Source organism: Alteribacter populi, assembly GCF_002352765.1.
Taxonomy (GTDB): Bacteria; Bacillota; Bacilli; order Bacillales; family Salisediminibacteriaceae; genus Alteribacter; species Alteribacter populi.
In genome coordinates this window covers 2982983-2998553 of record NZ_KZ293963.1, presented here as the reverse complement: position 1 = coordinate 2998553, position 15571 = coordinate 2982983, and the positions used below count along the sequence as shown (strand labels likewise).

The 15571-nt window shown below is 41.9% G+C and carries 14 protein-coding genes, 1 rRNA gene and 1 other RNA gene; all 16 read right to left on the bottom strand.

Translation table 11 applies throughout. The annotated features are described in order from the left end of the window. Positions 1 to 10: 10 nt before the first annotated feature. Positions 11 to 1576: ribosomal RNA gene (locus CDZ94_RS14115) — 16S ribosomal RNA — on the bottom strand. A 395-nt stretch (positions 1577 to 1971) separates the two neighbouring features. After that, positions 1972 to 2238: a pro-sigmaK processing inhibitor BofA family protein gene (locus CDZ94_RS14110; RefSeq protein WP_096438099.1), complete on the bottom strand. Its 267-nt coding sequence runs from the start codon at positions 2236 to 2238 to the stop codon at positions 1972 to 1974. A gap of 86 nt (positions 2239 to 2324) precedes the next feature. Continuing rightward, positions 2325 to 2543 (bottom strand): YaaL family protein, encoded by a 219-nt coding sequence (locus CDZ94_RS14105; RefSeq protein ID WP_096438097.1) that lies wholly within the window; start codon positions 2541 to 2543, stop codon positions 2325 to 2327. 24 nt (positions 2544 to 2567) lie between these two features. Beyond that, the gene (gene recR / locus CDZ94_RS14100; RefSeq protein WP_096438096.1) at positions 2568 to 3164 is read right to left on the bottom strand and encodes a recombination mediator RecR; all 597 of its coding nucleotides are present in this window, start codon (positions 3162 to 3164) and stop codon (positions 2568 to 2570) included. 162 nt (positions 3165 to 3326) lie between these two features. Next, positions 3327 to 3638 carry a YbaB/EbfC family nucleoid-associated protein gene (locus CDZ94_RS14095; protein ID WP_096438095.1) on the bottom strand — a complete coding sequence of 104 codons (312 nt, stop codon included), beginning with the start codon at positions 3636 to 3638 and terminating at the stop codon, positions 3327 to 3329. A gap of 34 nt (positions 3639 to 3672) precedes the next feature. Next, the gene (gene dnaX / locus CDZ94_RS14090; protein ID WP_096438093.1) at positions 3673 to 5376 is read right to left on the bottom strand and encodes a DNA polymerase III subunit gamma/tau; all 1704 of its coding nucleotides are present in this window, start codon (positions 5374 to 5376) and stop codon (positions 3673 to 3675) included. 322 nt (positions 5377 to 5698) lie between these two features. Further along, an RNA gene (gene ffs, locus CDZ94_RS14085) (signal recognition particle sRNA large type) lies at positions 5699 to 5964 on the bottom strand. Positions 5965 to 6100: 136 nt separating this feature from the next. Continuing rightward, on the bottom strand, positions 6101 to 6271 hold the full coding sequence (locus CDZ94_RS14080; protein WP_096438091.1) for a YycC family protein: 171 nt from the start codon (positions 6269 to 6271) through the stop codon (positions 6101 to 6103). After that, positions 6268 to 6774, bottom strand: coding sequence for a tRNA adenosine(34) deaminase TadA (gene tadA, locus CDZ94_RS14075; protein ID WP_096438089.1), 507 nt, complete (start codon positions 6772 to 6774; stop codon positions 6268 to 6270). The genes CDZ94_RS14080 and tadA overlap by 4 nt, the downstream gene beginning before the upstream one ends. 188 nt (positions 6775 to 6962) lie before the next feature. Further along, on the bottom strand, positions 6963 to 7868 hold the full coding sequence (opp4C, locus tag CDZ94_RS14070; protein ID WP_096438087.1) for an oligopeptide ABC transporter permease: 906 nt from the start codon (positions 7866 to 7868) through the stop codon (positions 6963 to 6965). A gap of 10 nt (positions 7869 to 7878) precedes the next feature. Continuing rightward, positions 7879 to 8844: an oligopeptide ABC transporter permease gene (gene opp4B / locus CDZ94_RS14065; protein ID WP_096438085.1), complete on the bottom strand. Its 966-nt coding sequence runs from the start codon at positions 8842 to 8844 to the stop codon at positions 7879 to 7881. A 74-nt stretch (positions 8845 to 8918) separates the two neighbouring features. Continuing rightward, a complete protein-coding gene (gene opp4A / locus CDZ94_RS14060) occupies positions 8919 to 10691 on the bottom strand; it encodes an oligopeptide ABC transporter substrate-binding protein (RefSeq protein ID WP_096438083.1) in 1773 nt (590 codons plus the stop codon). A 43-nt stretch (positions 10692 to 10734) separates the two neighbouring features. Next, entirely contained in the window at positions 10735 to 11718 is a 984-nt protein-coding gene (locus CDZ94_RS14055) for an ABC transporter ATP-binding protein (RefSeq protein WP_096438081.1), read from the bottom strand. Continuing rightward, complete coding sequence (locus tag CDZ94_RS14050) at positions 11715 to 12728, bottom strand: ABC transporter ATP-binding protein (RefSeq protein ID WP_096438079.1); 1014 nt, start codon at positions 12726 to 12728, stop codon at positions 11715 to 11717. The genes CDZ94_RS14055 and CDZ94_RS14050 overlap by 4 nt, the downstream gene beginning before the upstream one ends. Before the next feature lie 890 nt (positions 12729 to 13618). Next, on the bottom strand, positions 13619 to 14536 hold the full coding sequence (opp4C, locus tag CDZ94_RS14045) for an oligopeptide ABC transporter permease (RefSeq protein ID WP_096438077.1): 918 nt from the start codon (positions 14534 to 14536) through the stop codon (positions 13619 to 13621). Positions 14537 to 14547: 11 nt separating this feature from the next. Then, the gene (locus CDZ94_RS14040) at positions 14548 to 15513 is read right to left on the bottom strand and encodes an ABC transporter permease (protein ID WP_096438075.1); all 966 of its coding nucleotides are present in this window, start codon (positions 15511 to 15513) and stop codon (positions 14548 to 14550) included. Positions 15514 to 15571 lie beyond the last annotated feature (58 nt).

Here is a 15571-nt window from a genome sequence, read left to right as displayed (position 1 = left end):
AGCTCCTTAGAAAGGAGGTGATCCATCCCCACCTTCCGGTAGGGATACCTTGTTACGACTTCACCCCAATCACCTGTCCCACCTTCGGCGGCTGGCTCCAAAAGGTTACCGCACCGACTTCGGGTGTTACAAGCTCTCGTGGTGTGACGGGCGGTGTGTACAAGGCCCGGGAACGTATTCACCGCGGCATGCTGATCCGCGATTACTAGCAATTCCGGCTTCATGCAGGCGAGTTGCAGCCTGCAATCCGAACTGAGAATGGCTTTATGGGATTCGCTCGGCCTCGCGGCTTTGCTGCCCTTTGTACCATCCATTGTAGCACGTGTGTAGCCCAGGTCATAAGGGGCATGATGATTTGACGTCATCCCCACCTTCCTCCGGTTTGTCACCGGCAGTCACCTTAGAGTGCCCAACTTAATGCTGGCAACTAAGATCAAGGGTTGCGCTCGTTGCGGGACTTAACCCAACATCTCACGACACGAGCTGACGACAACCATGCACCACCTGTCACTCTGTCCCCCGAAGGGGAAAGCCTTATCTCTAAGGGTGTCAGAGGATGTCAAGACCTGGTAAGGTTCTTCGCGTTGCTTCGAATTAAACCACATGCTCCACTGCTTGTGCGGGCCCCCGTCAATTCCTTTGAGTTTCAGCCTTGCGGCCGTACTCCCCAGGCGGAGTGCTTAATGTGTTAACTTCGGCACTAAGGGTATCGAAACCCCTAACACCTAGCACTCATCGTTTACGGCGTGGACTACCAGGGTATCTAATCCTGTTTGCTCCCCACGCTTTCGCGCCTCAGCGTCAGTTGTAGGCCAGAAAGTCGCCTTCGCCACTGGTGTTCCTCCAAATATCTACGCATTTCACCGCTACACTTGGAATTCCACTTTCCTCTCCTACACTCAAGTTCCCCAGTTTCCAATGACCCTCCACGGTTGAGCCGTGGGCTTTCACATCAGACTTAAAGAACCGCCTGCGCGCGCTTTACGCCCAATAATTCCGGACAACGCTTGCCCCCTACGTATTACCGCGGCTGCTGGCACGTAGTTAGCCGGGGCTTTCTGGTTAGGTACCGTCAAGGTGCCGTTCTATTCGCACGGCACTTGTTCTTCCCTAACAACAGAGCTTTACAATCCGAAGACCGTCATCACTCACGCGGCGTTGCACCGTCAGGCTTTCGCCCATTGCGGATGATTCCCTACTGCTGCCTCCCGTAGGAGTCTGGGCCGTGTCTCAGTCCCAGTGTGGCCGATCACCCTCTCAGGTCGGCTACGCATCGTCGCCTTGGTGAGCCACTACCTCACCAACTAGCTAATGCGCCGCGGGCCCATCTCACAGTGTTAGGTAAAACCCAACTTTTACAAAAGAATCATGCGATCCCTTTGATCATCCGGTATTAGCCCCGGTTTCCCGGAGTTATCCCAGTCTGTGAGGCAGGTTGCCCACGTGTTACTCACCCGTCCGCCGCTCGTTCCACAAGTTTCACCCCGAAGGGATCCACTTGCTTCCCGCGCTCGACTTGCATGTATTAGGCACGCCGCCAGCGTTCGTCCTGAGCCAGGATCAAACTCTCCGTAGAAAGTTCGATGTCTCTGACATCATAAATAATTCATTGACGGAATATCTCTCGATATCCCACGTTTCGCTTGGCTTTTTGTTTAGTTTTCAAAGGTCAAAATAACTTTTTAATCACCGTCTGTTTTGCGGCGACAAGTAATAATATATCACTTAGACAATAAGAAGTCAACAACTTTTAAAAAATATTTTTAAAAAGTGTTTGTTTCAGAGTAAAGAAAGTATAAAAATCTACGTTTCAATGTCTAGCTCCAGCGCCTACGAGCTCGAGGACACTTTAGCCTGTTCAATCAGCCAGTCGAAAGTGCTTGTCGCTCGTGACCAAGGCGCTTGCGCTTTTCTTTATTTAATTGCCGTTCACACAATATATCAAACTAGCCGCCTTTTGACAAGAAGAAATTACGGCAAAACTGACATATCAATAATAATGAGAGCAATGATTCCCGGTATCCCGAGAAAACCCGAGACAGAAGCCGTCATTATGTTGATTGGAAGCTGATAATCAAATAACGAGCCGAATGCATTTAAAAAGAATAAAAATAAGGCTCCAATCAACAAGCGAATCGCCCCTTGTCCAATAAATCTAAGAGGTTTCATAGGGGCTCCTAAAATTAATAATAAAAAAATGCCTGCACCTAGTAGAGATAATACAAAGATTGGTTCCACTTTAACCACACCCTTTGACTATAGTAAGGCTTGACCAATGACAAGCCTCCCTCTACTTTATGCAAACATCAAACCAACTAGAACAATCAGAATGTTTTAGAAGCACGCCGATGACGAATTTCTTTTAAAAGAAATAGATATTTCACTTCTGTTATCTTAGAACGATATAATAGATTGTCTTGATAATCATCACTGCGGGAGATCATACTTTTTTGTTGGTCCAAATCCATTTTTAGCATATCGATTTTATTTAGTAACCGCTCGTCTTCCTGGCGTCTAATTTTTCCTTTTTTTCTAAAGAACATACACCATTCTCCTTTTATCCAGAACTATAGCTCTCTTCTGCCTTCAATAGCTTTGGATAATGTAACTTCATCAGCATATTCCAAATCCCCGCCTACAGGTAGGCCATGGGCAATTCTAGTCACTTTAATCCCCGTCGGCTTTACAAGACGTGAAATGTACATCGCTGTTGCTTCCCCTTCAATATTAGGGTTAGTTGCTATAATGACTTCTTGAACAGTCTCATCTTGAAGTCTTTTTAAAAGATCTGGGATGTGAATATCTTCTGGCCCGATTCCATCTACAGGAGAAATAGCACCATGGAGAACATGGTACAATCCTTGAAACTCTCTCATTTTCTCCATCGCAATAACATCTTTTGATTCTTGTACGATACAAACAACCGAACGATCACGAGATTGATCGTCACAAATACGGCACGGATCGGTGTCTGTGATGTGATGACATACAGAGCAATAGGTAAGATTTCGTTTCGCATTAACTAAAGCTTTGGCGAAGTCCAGCACGTCGTCTTCTTTCATATCTAAAACGTAAAAAGCTAACCTCGCAGCTGTCTTTGGACCGATACCAGGTAAGCGCATAAAACCTTCAATAAGTTTTGATATAGGTTCTGGGTATTGCACGGCGGACTCTCCTTCCATTAAAACGCCAGATGACTCCAGTAAAGCCATTAGCTTCTAAATATACAAATGAAGAGGCAGGTTCAAAGGGGGATCGCTGGCGTTAAATATCACGGGTGCCTCAAAAAGGTTAAAAATCAACCTTTTGAGGCACCCTATTCAATCTTAAAACATTCCTGGCAGGTTCATGCCTTTTGTAAATTTGCCCATTCTCTCATTGACTAGCTCATCTACTTGGCTTAACGCTTCGTTCGTTGCAGCTAATACTAGGTCTTGAAGCATTTCAACGTCATCGGGGTCGACTACTTCTTCTTTAATTTGAATGTCCATTACTCGCTTTTCTCCACTAACAACGACAGTCACCATTCCACCACCGGCAGTAGCTTCAACTGTTTCCTCTTTCAACTGCTCCTGAGCCTTCGTCATTTCCTTTTGCATCTTTTGCATTTGCTTCATCATATTACCCATGTTTTTCATAAATATCTTCCTCTCTTTCGATTCGTTCGTTATTTTAGTCCTTTATTTCTACTAAGTCTTCGCCGACGAGTTTAATCGCTTCGTCCACTACCGGATCCGTTTCCTCTGCACCCTCGTCTCCTCGCTGATCTTTTACAAAAGAATCTTTCGTTTCCTCCCAATGTGCAGAAAGGAGCGTGAGAACAACCATCTTTTTATTCATTGTAGATGCAATGACATCCTCCACGATAGAGCGAAACTTCGTATCAATCATATCGCGGTGCATTTCATTTTTGAAAGCAAGAACAACTTGATCTTCAGAGCACGCTACAGGTTTACAGTCGTTTAACCAAGCTGAAGCTGGGACGCTTTTTACTTTTACTTGTTCGGAAACTTGCCCCCATTGACTCGACAATGATTGTAGATGTGCTTTACTCGCTTTGGACAACATCTCTCGTACTCTGCCCATTTGGCCACGGCTCTTACTTGCTGAAGCTGCTCGGTTTTTGGCTACTGGTTTAGGTTGCGACGGTCTATTCGATTGTCCGTTCCCCTCATTACTATTACCTGGGTTGGTTTGTAGTCGTTGGATCGTTTGCTCCAATTCATTCACCTTTGAAACGAGCTTTTTCACCGTATCAGTATCTGGCGCTGTCCCTTCATTGGTATGAGAATCTTTTTGGTGGCAAGCTTGAACAACAAATAATTCTAGGAATACCTTGGGATGATTAGACCACTTCATCTCTTGTTGAAAATGATTCAGAAGCTCCATAACCTTATAAATCCATCGTGAAGATAGTGTCTCTGCTAAAGATACAAAGTGCTCGTCTGCAGTAACCCGTTCTAATGAATCCGTTAATGAAGGTGCTGTTTTAAAAAGTAAAACATCGCGATAGAAGTAAATCATGTCTTCTAAAAAGCGATTTGGATCTTTTCCTTCCTTTATAACAGCATCAATCGTTTTTAATGCTTTAGCAACATCTTTCTCTTTTAGAGATTCAGCAATATCAAATAAAAGCTGTTGTGAAACGGCGCCAATAATCGAGAGTACGTCGTTAAGTGTAACACGTTCTTCTGCGTATGAGATGGCTTGATCTAATAAACTGAGCGCATCACGCATACCACCCTCTGATGCCCGAGCGATCATTCCAAGCGCATCTTCTGCAACATCAATGTTAGATGCCTGAATAATTTCCTGCATTCGACCAACCATCGAATCCGATGAAATTCGTTTGAAATCAAAACGCTGACACCTAGATATGATGGTTAACGGAATTTTATGAGGTTCTGTTGTTGCTAATATAAAGATCACATGCCGCGGGGGCTCTTCTAATGTTTTTAACAAAGCATTGAAAGCTCCGGTGGAAAGCATATGTACTTCATCGATAATATAAACTTTGTACCGTACAGAGCTGGGTGCAAATTTCACTTTATCTCTAATGTCTCGAATTTCATCCACACCATTATTACTCGCTGCATCAATTTCCATTACATCAACAACAGATCCATCAGATATACCAAGGCAGGCTGTACATTCATTACACGGTTCTTCTACTGGAGCATGCTCGCAATTGATCGCTTTGGCAATGATCTTAGCAGCACTTGTTTTCCCTGTTCCTCGAGGTCCAGTAAACAAATATGCGTGGGAGAGCTTTTGTTGAAGCAAGGCGTTTTTTAATGTCTTGGTGATATGTTCCTGTCCAACGACATCTGATAAAATCCTCGGACGCCAGACGCGGTAAAGTGCCTGATAGCTCATTTTCCTCCCCCTTTCTAATGACCTCTTTTGGTACCGCTAACGTTCACTGCAATTTAAATTTTGTATTTCATCCTTATTATACCGATTCGGCTTTTCAATTTCAAAATGATTCTTCTGCTTTCTTCAATCGTAATAATGCAATAGTGATGACTCAGCCATCATGGTTTCTTAATGAAGCAGTTATTTTGTTGACTTTAAGACAGACTGTTATCATAAACTTTAAGCTTTTTGAGGTTAAAATACTGTCAAACCATGCTTCCGAATGCTCAAAAAAGCAGTTACCTTAAGCGGTAACTGCTTTTCGCATTGATTATGTATAAAGCCGTGCACCTTCCTTCGGGATTAACACCCCAGGCGTTACCTAAGCAGTTAGCTCGATCCAGGCGACTCCACGGCACACGGAAGGAACCGCTTACTGCTGCTTCCTTCCGGACCTGACAGGGTTCACAGCTTTCCGTTGCGTGGAACCCAAATGTCAACACCACTTACTTAGGGCAGACCCTACGATGCTAAAACCTAGGGAAGGGATTCGACCTCGCTATAGCGGATTGCGAGTACAGGGCACCGCTACCTCCCCGTTTAGCACGGCAAAGTTGATAACATTTTTTGTGGCGTCTTTAATGACGCATAACCTAGTATAATCTTTTTACACGAGAATTGCAATAGATACAGTTAATCATAAAGAGGTAACATTTGTAATCCGATACTTGTTATATGAAGTATGTTATTCCCCTTTATCTTCTGCACCCTCTTCATTGTTTTGCTCTTCATCCTCCAGCTGCTTTAATTTTGCCATAATAATATGTGGAGGAGTATGCATAATGTGTTCAATTGGCATATTTAATTTTTTTGACAAAACTTGAGCTGTTTCTAAAGAAAATTGGTTTGGCTTCATGTTAATTCCTCCCTGCTCTTTAATCGTTTCATTCTTTTCTTTCGCTCTCGTAGTTCTTTAAAGAAGGTGGAAAGTAATAATGAACATTCGCTTTCAACAACACCGCTTGTCACGATAACTTGGTGGTTGAATCTCGGTTCATCAAGTAAATTCATCAGTGTACCGCAACATCCTGCTTTGGGGTCACTAGCACCAAAAACAACACGATGTAGTCTGGATTGAACAATCGCTCCTGCGCACATCGGACACGGTTCAAGGGTGACATAAAGCGTACAGTCTACCAGCCTCCAGCTCCCAACCGTTTCACACGCTTTTTCAATTGCAGTCATTTCTGCATGAGAAGTAGCCACTTGGTTCGACTCACGTAAGTTATAACCTTTACCTATAATCGCTTCATCCTTTACAATGACAGCACCAATCGGAACTTCACCCAGCGCTTCAGCTCGTTTGGCTTCACGGATCGCTTGTTTCATCCAGTATTGATCGTTTTCCTTCCAATCCATCCTTCAATCTCACAACCTTTTCAACATTTCCCTTCACTCAATTGTACTTCATTTATGATTAGAAATACATTCCCTCTCTTCCACCACGCAAAAAAAGCACGGAAACCGCGCTTCTTTTGCATGTGATAAGATATTGAAAGATTACATAACCTGTCAATAATTATTGAAATATGACAGGCTATGTAACCTTACCTTGCTGATTTTGGATTAAAAGCATCTTTAACCCCTTCTCCAATAAAGTTGATGGAGAGAATTGTAAACGTAATCGCTAATGCAGGTGGAACCCAAATCCACCATAATTCACGAATAACGTGCGGTTGACGCGCTTCCTGCATCATATTCCCCCAACTCGCAGTGCCAGAAGGAACCCCAAAACCTAAGAAACTTAATGCCGTTTCAGCGACAATCATAACCGCCAGTAATAATGTTGCTTGTACAATAATCGTTGTCATGACATTCGGTAATAAGTGCTTCCGAATAACTTTGAACGGCGAACCACCTATTGAGATTGCCGCCATAACGTATTCGTTCTCTTTTTCCGACATCGTTTTACTTCGGACAACCCTAGCGGCCCCAGTCCACGATAGTGCACTAATCACAATAATTAATGCCCAAATCCCAGCTTCACGGAAAATCGATGCTAAAACGATAACAAATACGAGGAAAGGGAAGTTCATCATGAAGTCTGTGAAACGCATCAATACAGCGTCAACCCAACCACCGTAATAACCAGAAATCGATCCGATGACCGTTCCAATAGTAACAACAGCGATCATACAGACAAATCCAATCGTGAGTGATGTTCTAGCTCCATATAAAAGGAGAGAAAAAACATCTCTTCCGGAATTATCGGTTCCAAGTAGGTAATCTCCTCCAGGCGGCTGGTTACGATTTATGATATCTACTCGTGTAGGGTCAAACGGAGCAATAAAAGGCGCAAGATAAGCTAATATCGTTACTACCACTAGAAACCCCAAACTAATCATTGCTAGTTTATTTCGAAACAGTTTTCGGCGCGCAATCGCCCATGGAGATTGCTTTTTGGCCTTTTTCTTTAAATCCTCTGCTTTCTGAGCATTTACAGTTACTGCCATAATTCCACCTCTATTCTACCCTTATCCTTGGATCTACCACACCGTATACGAGGTCCGCTATCAAGTTACCAATCAGTGTTGCAATCGATAGCATTAGCGTAATCGCGAGTACTACTGAGGAGTCCCGGTTATCAATAGAACTAATCAATAATTGGCCAATTCCAGGGTAAGAAAACACTGTTTCGATAATAACGGCACCGCCGATGATACTTGCAATGTCAAATCCAAATAACGTAACAATTGGAATAACCGAGTTACGTAATATATGTTTGTTATAAATGCGTCCTTCAGGAGTACCCTTCGCTCGTGCAGTTCGCACATAGTCCTTTTGAGCACTTTCAATAATGTCATTACGTAAAAATTGCGTATAACTAGCTGTCGTTAATCCACCAAGAACTAAAGCCGGTAAAGCCGCATGCTTCAATTTACTTAGATAGTATTCCATCGTTCCAGGTTCAACACCTGAACTAATACTGCCTGTTGCAGGGAACCAACCTAACTGGAACGAGAAGAAAAATATCGCAAAAATGGCTGCTACGAAGCTAGGTATCGCTAACATTAAATAGTTTAAGCCTTGAATACCATAATCTCCAATGGTATATGGGTTACGACCCGCATAACGCCCCATGAAAAAGGCCAGTATATACGTAATGATTAACGATAAAGCCGAAAGCAGAATTGTATTCGGTAACCGTTGACCAATGACCTCTGTTACTGGCATACGATGATTAAACGACCGTCCAAAATCCCACTGCAAAATGTTACCTGCCCATCGTGCGTATTGCACATGGACGGGATCATTTAGGCCGAGTCGGTCTCTCATCTCTTCGACATATTCAGGAGAGGAGTTTGCAGGATCGATTTGCCCGGAAAGGGCATCCCCTGGCATAGCTAATGCCAGGGCGAATACCACAATGGAGATCATAATCATAATCGGTATCATGATGAAAATTCTTCGTATTGTGTAAAGTAACATGATCATTTCTCCTTGCTGAGCACTTATTCATGCAATCTTTCCGCAATAAAGTCCAGTACTACAAATGACTCAAATTAATTTTCTCTGTACCATAGGTGCGGATCAGTAATCGCATCACGAATGTCCGGTGTTACACCGTGAACATCACTAGAGATTCCATAAACGTCAATTGGAGAGTTCAAAGGAATAAGTGGTAACTCTTCATTCACAAGCTGATGCCACTCTTGATAGACATTTGTACGATAGTCAATATCTAATGCTTCATCACTTAAACCATCAGCAATTAGCTCTTCTGAATCTTCATTAACCCAACGTGGGAAGTTCCAGAAGTCATCTACACTCCAAAGACCAGTTGGATCTGGATCAGGTGAAAGACCCCATGCACCCATGAACAAGTCAATGTCTGGATCGTCTTCTTCAACTAAGTCATAGAAAAGGTTAAATTCAAACAGTTGACCATCTTGCAATTGTGCATTGATTCCTACGTCTTGAAGGTTTTGGACGATATACTGCGCACGTGGCTCCGAAATATCGCTACCAGACATCGCCATGAAGTTCACAGTAAACTCTTCTCCATCTGCGTTCTCTACAAACCCATCTCCTGTTACATCTTCAAATCCTGCTTCAGCAAGCAGTTCTTTTGATTTATCTTCATCATACTCGTACTGATTAAGGGTAGACTCATCTGGGTATGCCCAGCTAATTACGGATTCAGGTGCGTTAATGACCGTTCCGTATCCTTCACTGAAGGAGTCAATAATCCCTTGACGATCAAGCGCATGTGCAATGGCTTGACGAACTCTTACATCTTCAAACTTAGGATTATCCATGATGTTTTCTTCGCCATCCCAATGTCCTAGTTTGAAACCAACATAGCTGTAGGATAATGCTTCGACTTCTTCAAGGTAAACGGAATCGTCCCCTTCAAGCGTCACCGCTTGACTTGGTGGCAAATCAATAATATCAACTTCACCCTGAACTAGTAGCTCTGCAGCCATCGATCCATCAATGATTTTATAAACGACACCTTCTAGGTTAGGAGCACCTCTCCAGTAGTCTTCGAATGCTTCGAACTCTACTTGTTCACCAGGTACAATGTTAGTTACTTTGTATGCACCAAGTCCTACCGGCTCACGACGAACCTCATCAGCATCTTCTATTTCAGCTACCTCAAGATGCTCTAAGTGAGCTTTTGGCATTGGATAAGTCCAAAGGCTATCTACAGTGTTAGGCGCAGGATCGACAACAGTCACTTCAATTGTATAGTCATCCACGATGTTAACACCGGAAATTTCGTCAGCTTCACCGTCTTTTACTTCTTGTGCACCTTCAATAATGTTCACGTTAGACCAACGAGGACCTTCATAGTCCGGGTGAGCAATGACTTCCCAAGCGAATTTGAAATCGTCGCCAGTAAGTTCTTCTCCGTTGTGCCACATAACGCCTTCTTCAAGTTCAAACGTTACGACATAGCCATCATCAGAAACTTCAAACGTATGCGCTAAGCTAGGCTCTGGCAACAGATCGTCACCCGTTTTTACTAAAGCGTCTCCATTGAAAATTTTAAGTGCTAAACTGTCATCTTCACCTTCATAGTGAGCCCAGTCAAACAACCCTGCAAACGGCTGTGTAAAACCGTAAGTCACTGTTCCACCTTGAGGAGCGTCATCTTGAGCAGTGTCATCACCGCTGTCTCCATCCGCATCTTCGTCTGCATCTGCATCATCATCTACGTCTTCTTCTTCTGGATCCGCATCAACCGGATCTTCTGAATCGTCTCCACAAGCTACTACCAGAATAGAGATTGAAAGTAACATCGCGAGCAACAAAAGTAACGATTTTTTCATTCTAGTAAATCCCCCTTAATGTTAATTTTAATGAATAAACTCGTTATTGATAGAGTAAACAAGAAACCGTTTGGCCTTGGTTCACCTCCTTTAAATGAGGCTTTTTCTCACTACATTCCGGCATCGCTTCTGGACATCTTGGGTGGAACGGACAACCTACCGGAGGATTCATGGGACTAGGTACATCCCCCTTTAAAATAATCCGCTCGCTTTTGTTTCGCGGGTCCGGTTGAGGAATAGCAGAGATTAACGCTTTTGTATAAGGGTGTTTTGGGTTGCGATAAATCTCATCTGCATCTGCTACTTCCACCAGGTTTCCAAGATACATAACACCGATTCGATCACTCATATGTTTTACGACACTTAAGTCATGGGCGATAAATAATAATGTAAGGTTAAATTCTTTTTGCAAGCTCTTCAAAAGATTTAACACCTGAGATTGTACAGATACGTCCAAGGCCGATACGGGTTCGTCTGCAACAATGAGTTTAGGCTTTAAAGCCAAAGCCCTTGCTATACCAATTCGCTGTCGCTGACCTCCGGAAAATTCATGTGGATACTTGAAATATGCGTCTTCAGGCAAGCCAACTTTTGTTAATAAGTCCATCACTTCATCACGAACTTTTTTTTCTGAAACATTCCGGTAATTCAAAATCGGCTCTGATACGATACTTCCTACCATCATTTTCGGATTCAATGAGGCATAAGGATCTTGAAACACCATTTGAATATCTTTCCGCATGTTACGAAGCTTTGATCCATAAATATTTGTGATGTTTTCCCCTTCGAAAAAGATTTCTCCACTCGTTGGTTTGAACAAACGAGTGATGGTTCTTCCAGCTGTCGATTTTCCGCAACCAGACTCTCCAACAAGCCCAAATGTTTCTCCTCGCTTCAAATCAAAAGAGATGTTATCTACTGCTTTTACATCTCCAATTCTCCGGCGAAAAAACCCACCGCGAACTGGGTAGTATTTTTTTAACTCTTTTATTTCGAGCAAATGTTCTGACTTTTGTTGTTGCGTCATGACCGCACCTCCGCTTTTTTACCTGGTTGACTTGTTTCATAAAGTAAACAGCGAACAGCGTGTCCTTTATCTGTTTCTCCTAGCTGTGGATCAAACTGATTACATTCAGGCATTGCTTCCGGACACCGATCGACAAAACGGCAACCAACCTTGGGCATCTTTGTTAAAGAAGGGACGATACCTTTGATCGTATTTAATTCTTCCATCTTCTCTTCTAACTTTGGAATTGAGCCAAGGAGAGCTTTTGTGTAGGGGTGCTTAGGATCATGGAAAATACGGTCCACATCCGACTGTTCGACAACTTGTCCAGCGTACATTACGACTACTCGATCAGCCATTTCAGCTACTACCCCAAGGTCATGTGTGATCAACAACACAGCCATCCCTTTGTCCTCTTGAATCTTGTTAATCAATTCAAGTATTTGAGCCTGAACGGTAACGTCCAAAGCAGTTGTCGGTTCGTCTGCAATCAATAACTTAGGCTCACACGCTATAGCCATCGCAATCATGACTCGTTGCCGCATTCCCCCTGATAATTGATGAGGATATTCATGGACAATTTGTTCTGACCGAGAAATTCCTACATCCTTTAACAGCGTAATACTCTTCTTCCTTACCTCTTCATTTGAAATGTTCATGTGGTTGAGCAATACCTCATCCATTTGGAACCCGATCGTCATTACCGGGTTTAGAGCCGTCATTGGCTCTTGAAAAATCATACTAATGTCTTTTCCGCGAATTTTATTCATTTCCTTATCTGACAAATGAGATAAATCATTTCCTTGGAAAAGAATCTTACCTTTATCTATTTTTCCATTATGCTTAGGTAGCAAATGCATAATAGAAAGAGACATAACACTTTTCCCACAACCTGATTCCCCAACGACGCAGACAACTTCTTTCGGTTTTACATCGAAGGATACACCTTTTACGGCATGATGAATTTCACCGTCGATGTTGAAGCCTGTATGCAAATCGTTTATCTCTAAAAGCGCACTTTGCTTGCTCATAGGATAATCAAACCCTTCAATATTTTCTGAAAATAATAAAAATTTACGTTAATTAAAATACTATTATAGTTTTTAATAGATTGTCAATGTTTTATTTTATTTTCAATTTCCTAACAATTGTGTAACATTAGAAATTATTTTAATTGTCTGATAAATAAAAGTAAAGGTGAACCATCGATTTTCATAAATTTACCTGATCCAAACGACAAACAACCTTCTAGATCTTTAACTTTTAAAAAAACTCCCAACCCAGAATTTACTATATCAAAATAATAAGGCCATGCCATTCAGAATAAGAATGTAATACACAAATATTACTTGATATGTGCATAAACCTTGTCCCATAAAAAACCAGACAAGATAGTATATGAATCAATAGTCCTGACTAATTCCTCCCTGCAATTATCGTTTATTCTCATATATCCCTACGCTTACTCTAAATCATGATAAATGGGTTAGGAAATCTGAATGAACTAAAACATGACTTTTCTTGATTGTTCACGGAACATTATACACCGTATTTCAATTGTATGCACAGAAATTTCAAACTTTTTTGAAGCTAATTTGTCTTATGTTATAAAACCATACTTTTTTCCTATAAAATTATGGGAACCGGTACATTAATTCTTTACACTCATTTGCCGTGAAGGTAGCTGTTCACAAATACTTTCTTACCTTCTCAAGAAAAGCGCAAGGCGCCCGATTACCCGACGAAATGCAGATGTTCTGTCCGATAAAAAGTGCTTTTTACTTTTAATCGGGCAGGTTATTTGACACGAGCCGATGGCGCCTAGAGCTAAACATTGAAACTTAGATTTTTTTGCTTTTTTAGTTCTTTAAAAAAGCCACCCATATTGGGCGGCTCTTTTTGAAGCTTATAGAAGTTGTTTTTAATAATTACTTTTTGGATCAAAGGCATCACGGAGTCCATCTCCAATAAAGTTGATCGCTAAAACAGTTAATAAAATTGCAATTCCCGGTGGAAGCCAGGATTCCCAGTTGTTTTCAAGAATTCGCAAATTGTTCGCCTCAGTAATCATATTCCCCCATGTAGGCGTAGGTTGAGGAATGCCAAAACCAATAAAACTTAGAGCGGATTCGATGATAATCATCAACGCCATCATTAGCGTTGCGTTAACGATAATTGGACCAACAGCATTGGGTAAAAAATGCTTAAAGATAATCCTCGCATCTGATGCCCCAATGGACCTAGCTCCGAGTATAAACTCCTTCTCCCTTAATGATAGAAATGTTGCTCGAATGATCCTTGTTAAATTGGGCCAAGTGGTTAGTGCAATGATGGTGACAAAAATAAAAATGTTAATTTTCTCCACGATCGCAATGATCGTTAATACAAGGAGTAGAAATGGTAGTATCATCATCAAGTCGGTAGCTCTCATAATCAGACTATCAATTTTTTTACCATAATATCCTGCTAATGAACCTAATGTAACACCAAGAAGAACGGTGAAAAGCATTGCAAAAAATCCAATAGTTAATGAGATCCTTGATCCATATACGAGTCTAGAAAAGTTATCTCTCCCAGAACTATCTGTTCCTAACCAATGATCTGAAGATGCTTTTGCTTCAATGTTATAATAGTTATGCTCTGTCGGACTGTGGGGTGCAATCACATCGGCAAAAATCGCCACAATAACAAAAAATGCAAGAATTAAAAGTCCGACAATGGCTAATTTGTTTCGTAGGAATCGGCGCATGGCCAATTGAAAAGGGCTTAAGCTTTTCTCTATACCATTATTTCCAGTAGGTGGTGTAGCATCTACTTTTTGATTCATTTGTGTTTCCATCAGCTTTCACCTCAATCATAACGGATGCGCGGATCCACAACTGCATAAAATATATCAGCTAATAGATTTCCGACTAATATCGAGATTGCAAGAATTAAGTTAATTGCCATTATCACAGGATAATCTCGATTGGTAATGGCATTTAAAAATAATGTTCCAAGCCCGGGGTAGTTAAATACATTTTCCGTTATTACAGCCCCGCTTAGAAGTAACCCAAACTCTACACCAAGTAAAGTAATAATTGGGATTAATGCATTTCGTAACGTATGCTTGTACAAAACAGAATGATTCGTTAACCCTTTTGCTTTTGCTGTTCGGATAAAGTCACTACCTTTGATTTCTAGGATTTCAGTACGCATGTATCGCATATACATAGCTGTACTGGCCAGACCCAGTGTAAACCCGGGCAAAACAAGGTGTCTAAGTTTATCTAAGAACAATTCGAATCCGCTTAACCCGACAGCTGAAGTAGAGCCTTGGGCAGGAAACCAGCCAAGTTGAAAACTTAAGAGGTAAATGGCTAGTAATGCGGCAAAAAAGTTCGGTGTGGCCAGACCTAAAAAGGCAAAGGTCGTAGCTCCATAATCAAATAGAGAATATTTTCTCGTAGCGGAATAAATTCCGATTGGAATTGCAATCACTAATGTTACTACTAAAGCAAATATGGATAAGTAAAACGTATTCATAATTCTCGATTGAATGAGATCACTTACCGCTCTTCCTGTATATTGCATGGAAGTTCCTAAGTCACCTGTAGCCACTGACGTTAACCAATTCCAATATTGTACAGGAATAGGATCATTCAACCCTAACGCTTCTCTCCTCATTTCCAACACTTCTGCTGGTATATTTGGATCAAGCATTTCACCAGACAACACATCTCCTGGCGCTGCTTTAGCGAGTCCAAATACAAGCACAGTTACAAGAAAAAGCATTGGAACGAACTGAAGTACTCGACGAATAATATATTTGTGCATTTGAACTCCCCCCACCAGGTAAAAAGCAAGTGTGCGACCGGGGTCGCACACTCCCACT

Bases quoted from the DNA above. Each gene is read 5' to 3' on its own strand.
- opp4B (WP_096438085.1), bottom strand. From the start codon at position 8,844: ATGTTACTTTACACAATACGAAGAATTTTCATCATGATACCGATTATG.
- CDZ94_RS14105 (WP_096438097.1), bottom strand. From the start codon at position 2,543: ATGTTCTTTAGAAAAAAAGGAAAAATTAGACGCCAGGAAGACGAGCGG.
- CDZ94_RS14050 (WP_096438079.1), bottom strand. From the start codon at position 12,728: ATGAGCAAGCAAAGTGCGCTTTTAGAGATAAACGATTTGCATACAGGC.
- dnaX (WP_096438093.1), bottom strand. From the start codon at position 5,376: ATGAGCTATCAGGCACTTTACCGCGTCTGGCGTCCGAGGATTTTATCA.
- CDZ94_RS14055 (WP_096438081.1), bottom strand. From the start codon at position 11,718: ATGACGCAACAACAAAAGTCAGAACATTTGCTCGAAATAAAAGAGTTA.
- CDZ94_RS14095 (WP_096438095.1), bottom strand. From the start codon at position 3,638: ATGAAAAACATGGGTAATATGATGAAGCAAATGCAAAAGATGCAAAAG.
- CDZ94_RS14040 (WP_096438075.1), bottom strand. From the start codon at position 15,513: ATGCACAAATATATTATTCGTCGAGTACTTCAGTTCGTTCCAATGCTT.
- opp4A (WP_096438083.1), bottom strand. From the start codon at position 10,691: ATGAAAAAATCGTTACTTTTGTTGCTCGCGATGTTACTTTCAATCTCT.
- CDZ94_RS14080 (WP_096438091.1), bottom strand. From the start codon at position 6,271: ATGAAGCCAAACCAATTTTCTTTAGAAACAGCTCAAGTTTTGTCAAAA.
- tadA (WP_096438089.1), bottom strand. From the start codon at position 6,774: ATGGATTGGAAGGAAAACGATCAATACTGGATGAAACAAGCGATCCGT.
- opp4C (WP_096438087.1), bottom strand. From the start codon at position 7,868: ATGGCAGTAACTGTAAATGCTCAGAAAGCAGAGGATTTAAAGAAAAAG.
- opp4C (WP_096438077.1), bottom strand. From the start codon at position 14,536: ATGGAAACACAAATGAATCAAAAAGTAGATGCTACACCACCTACTGGA.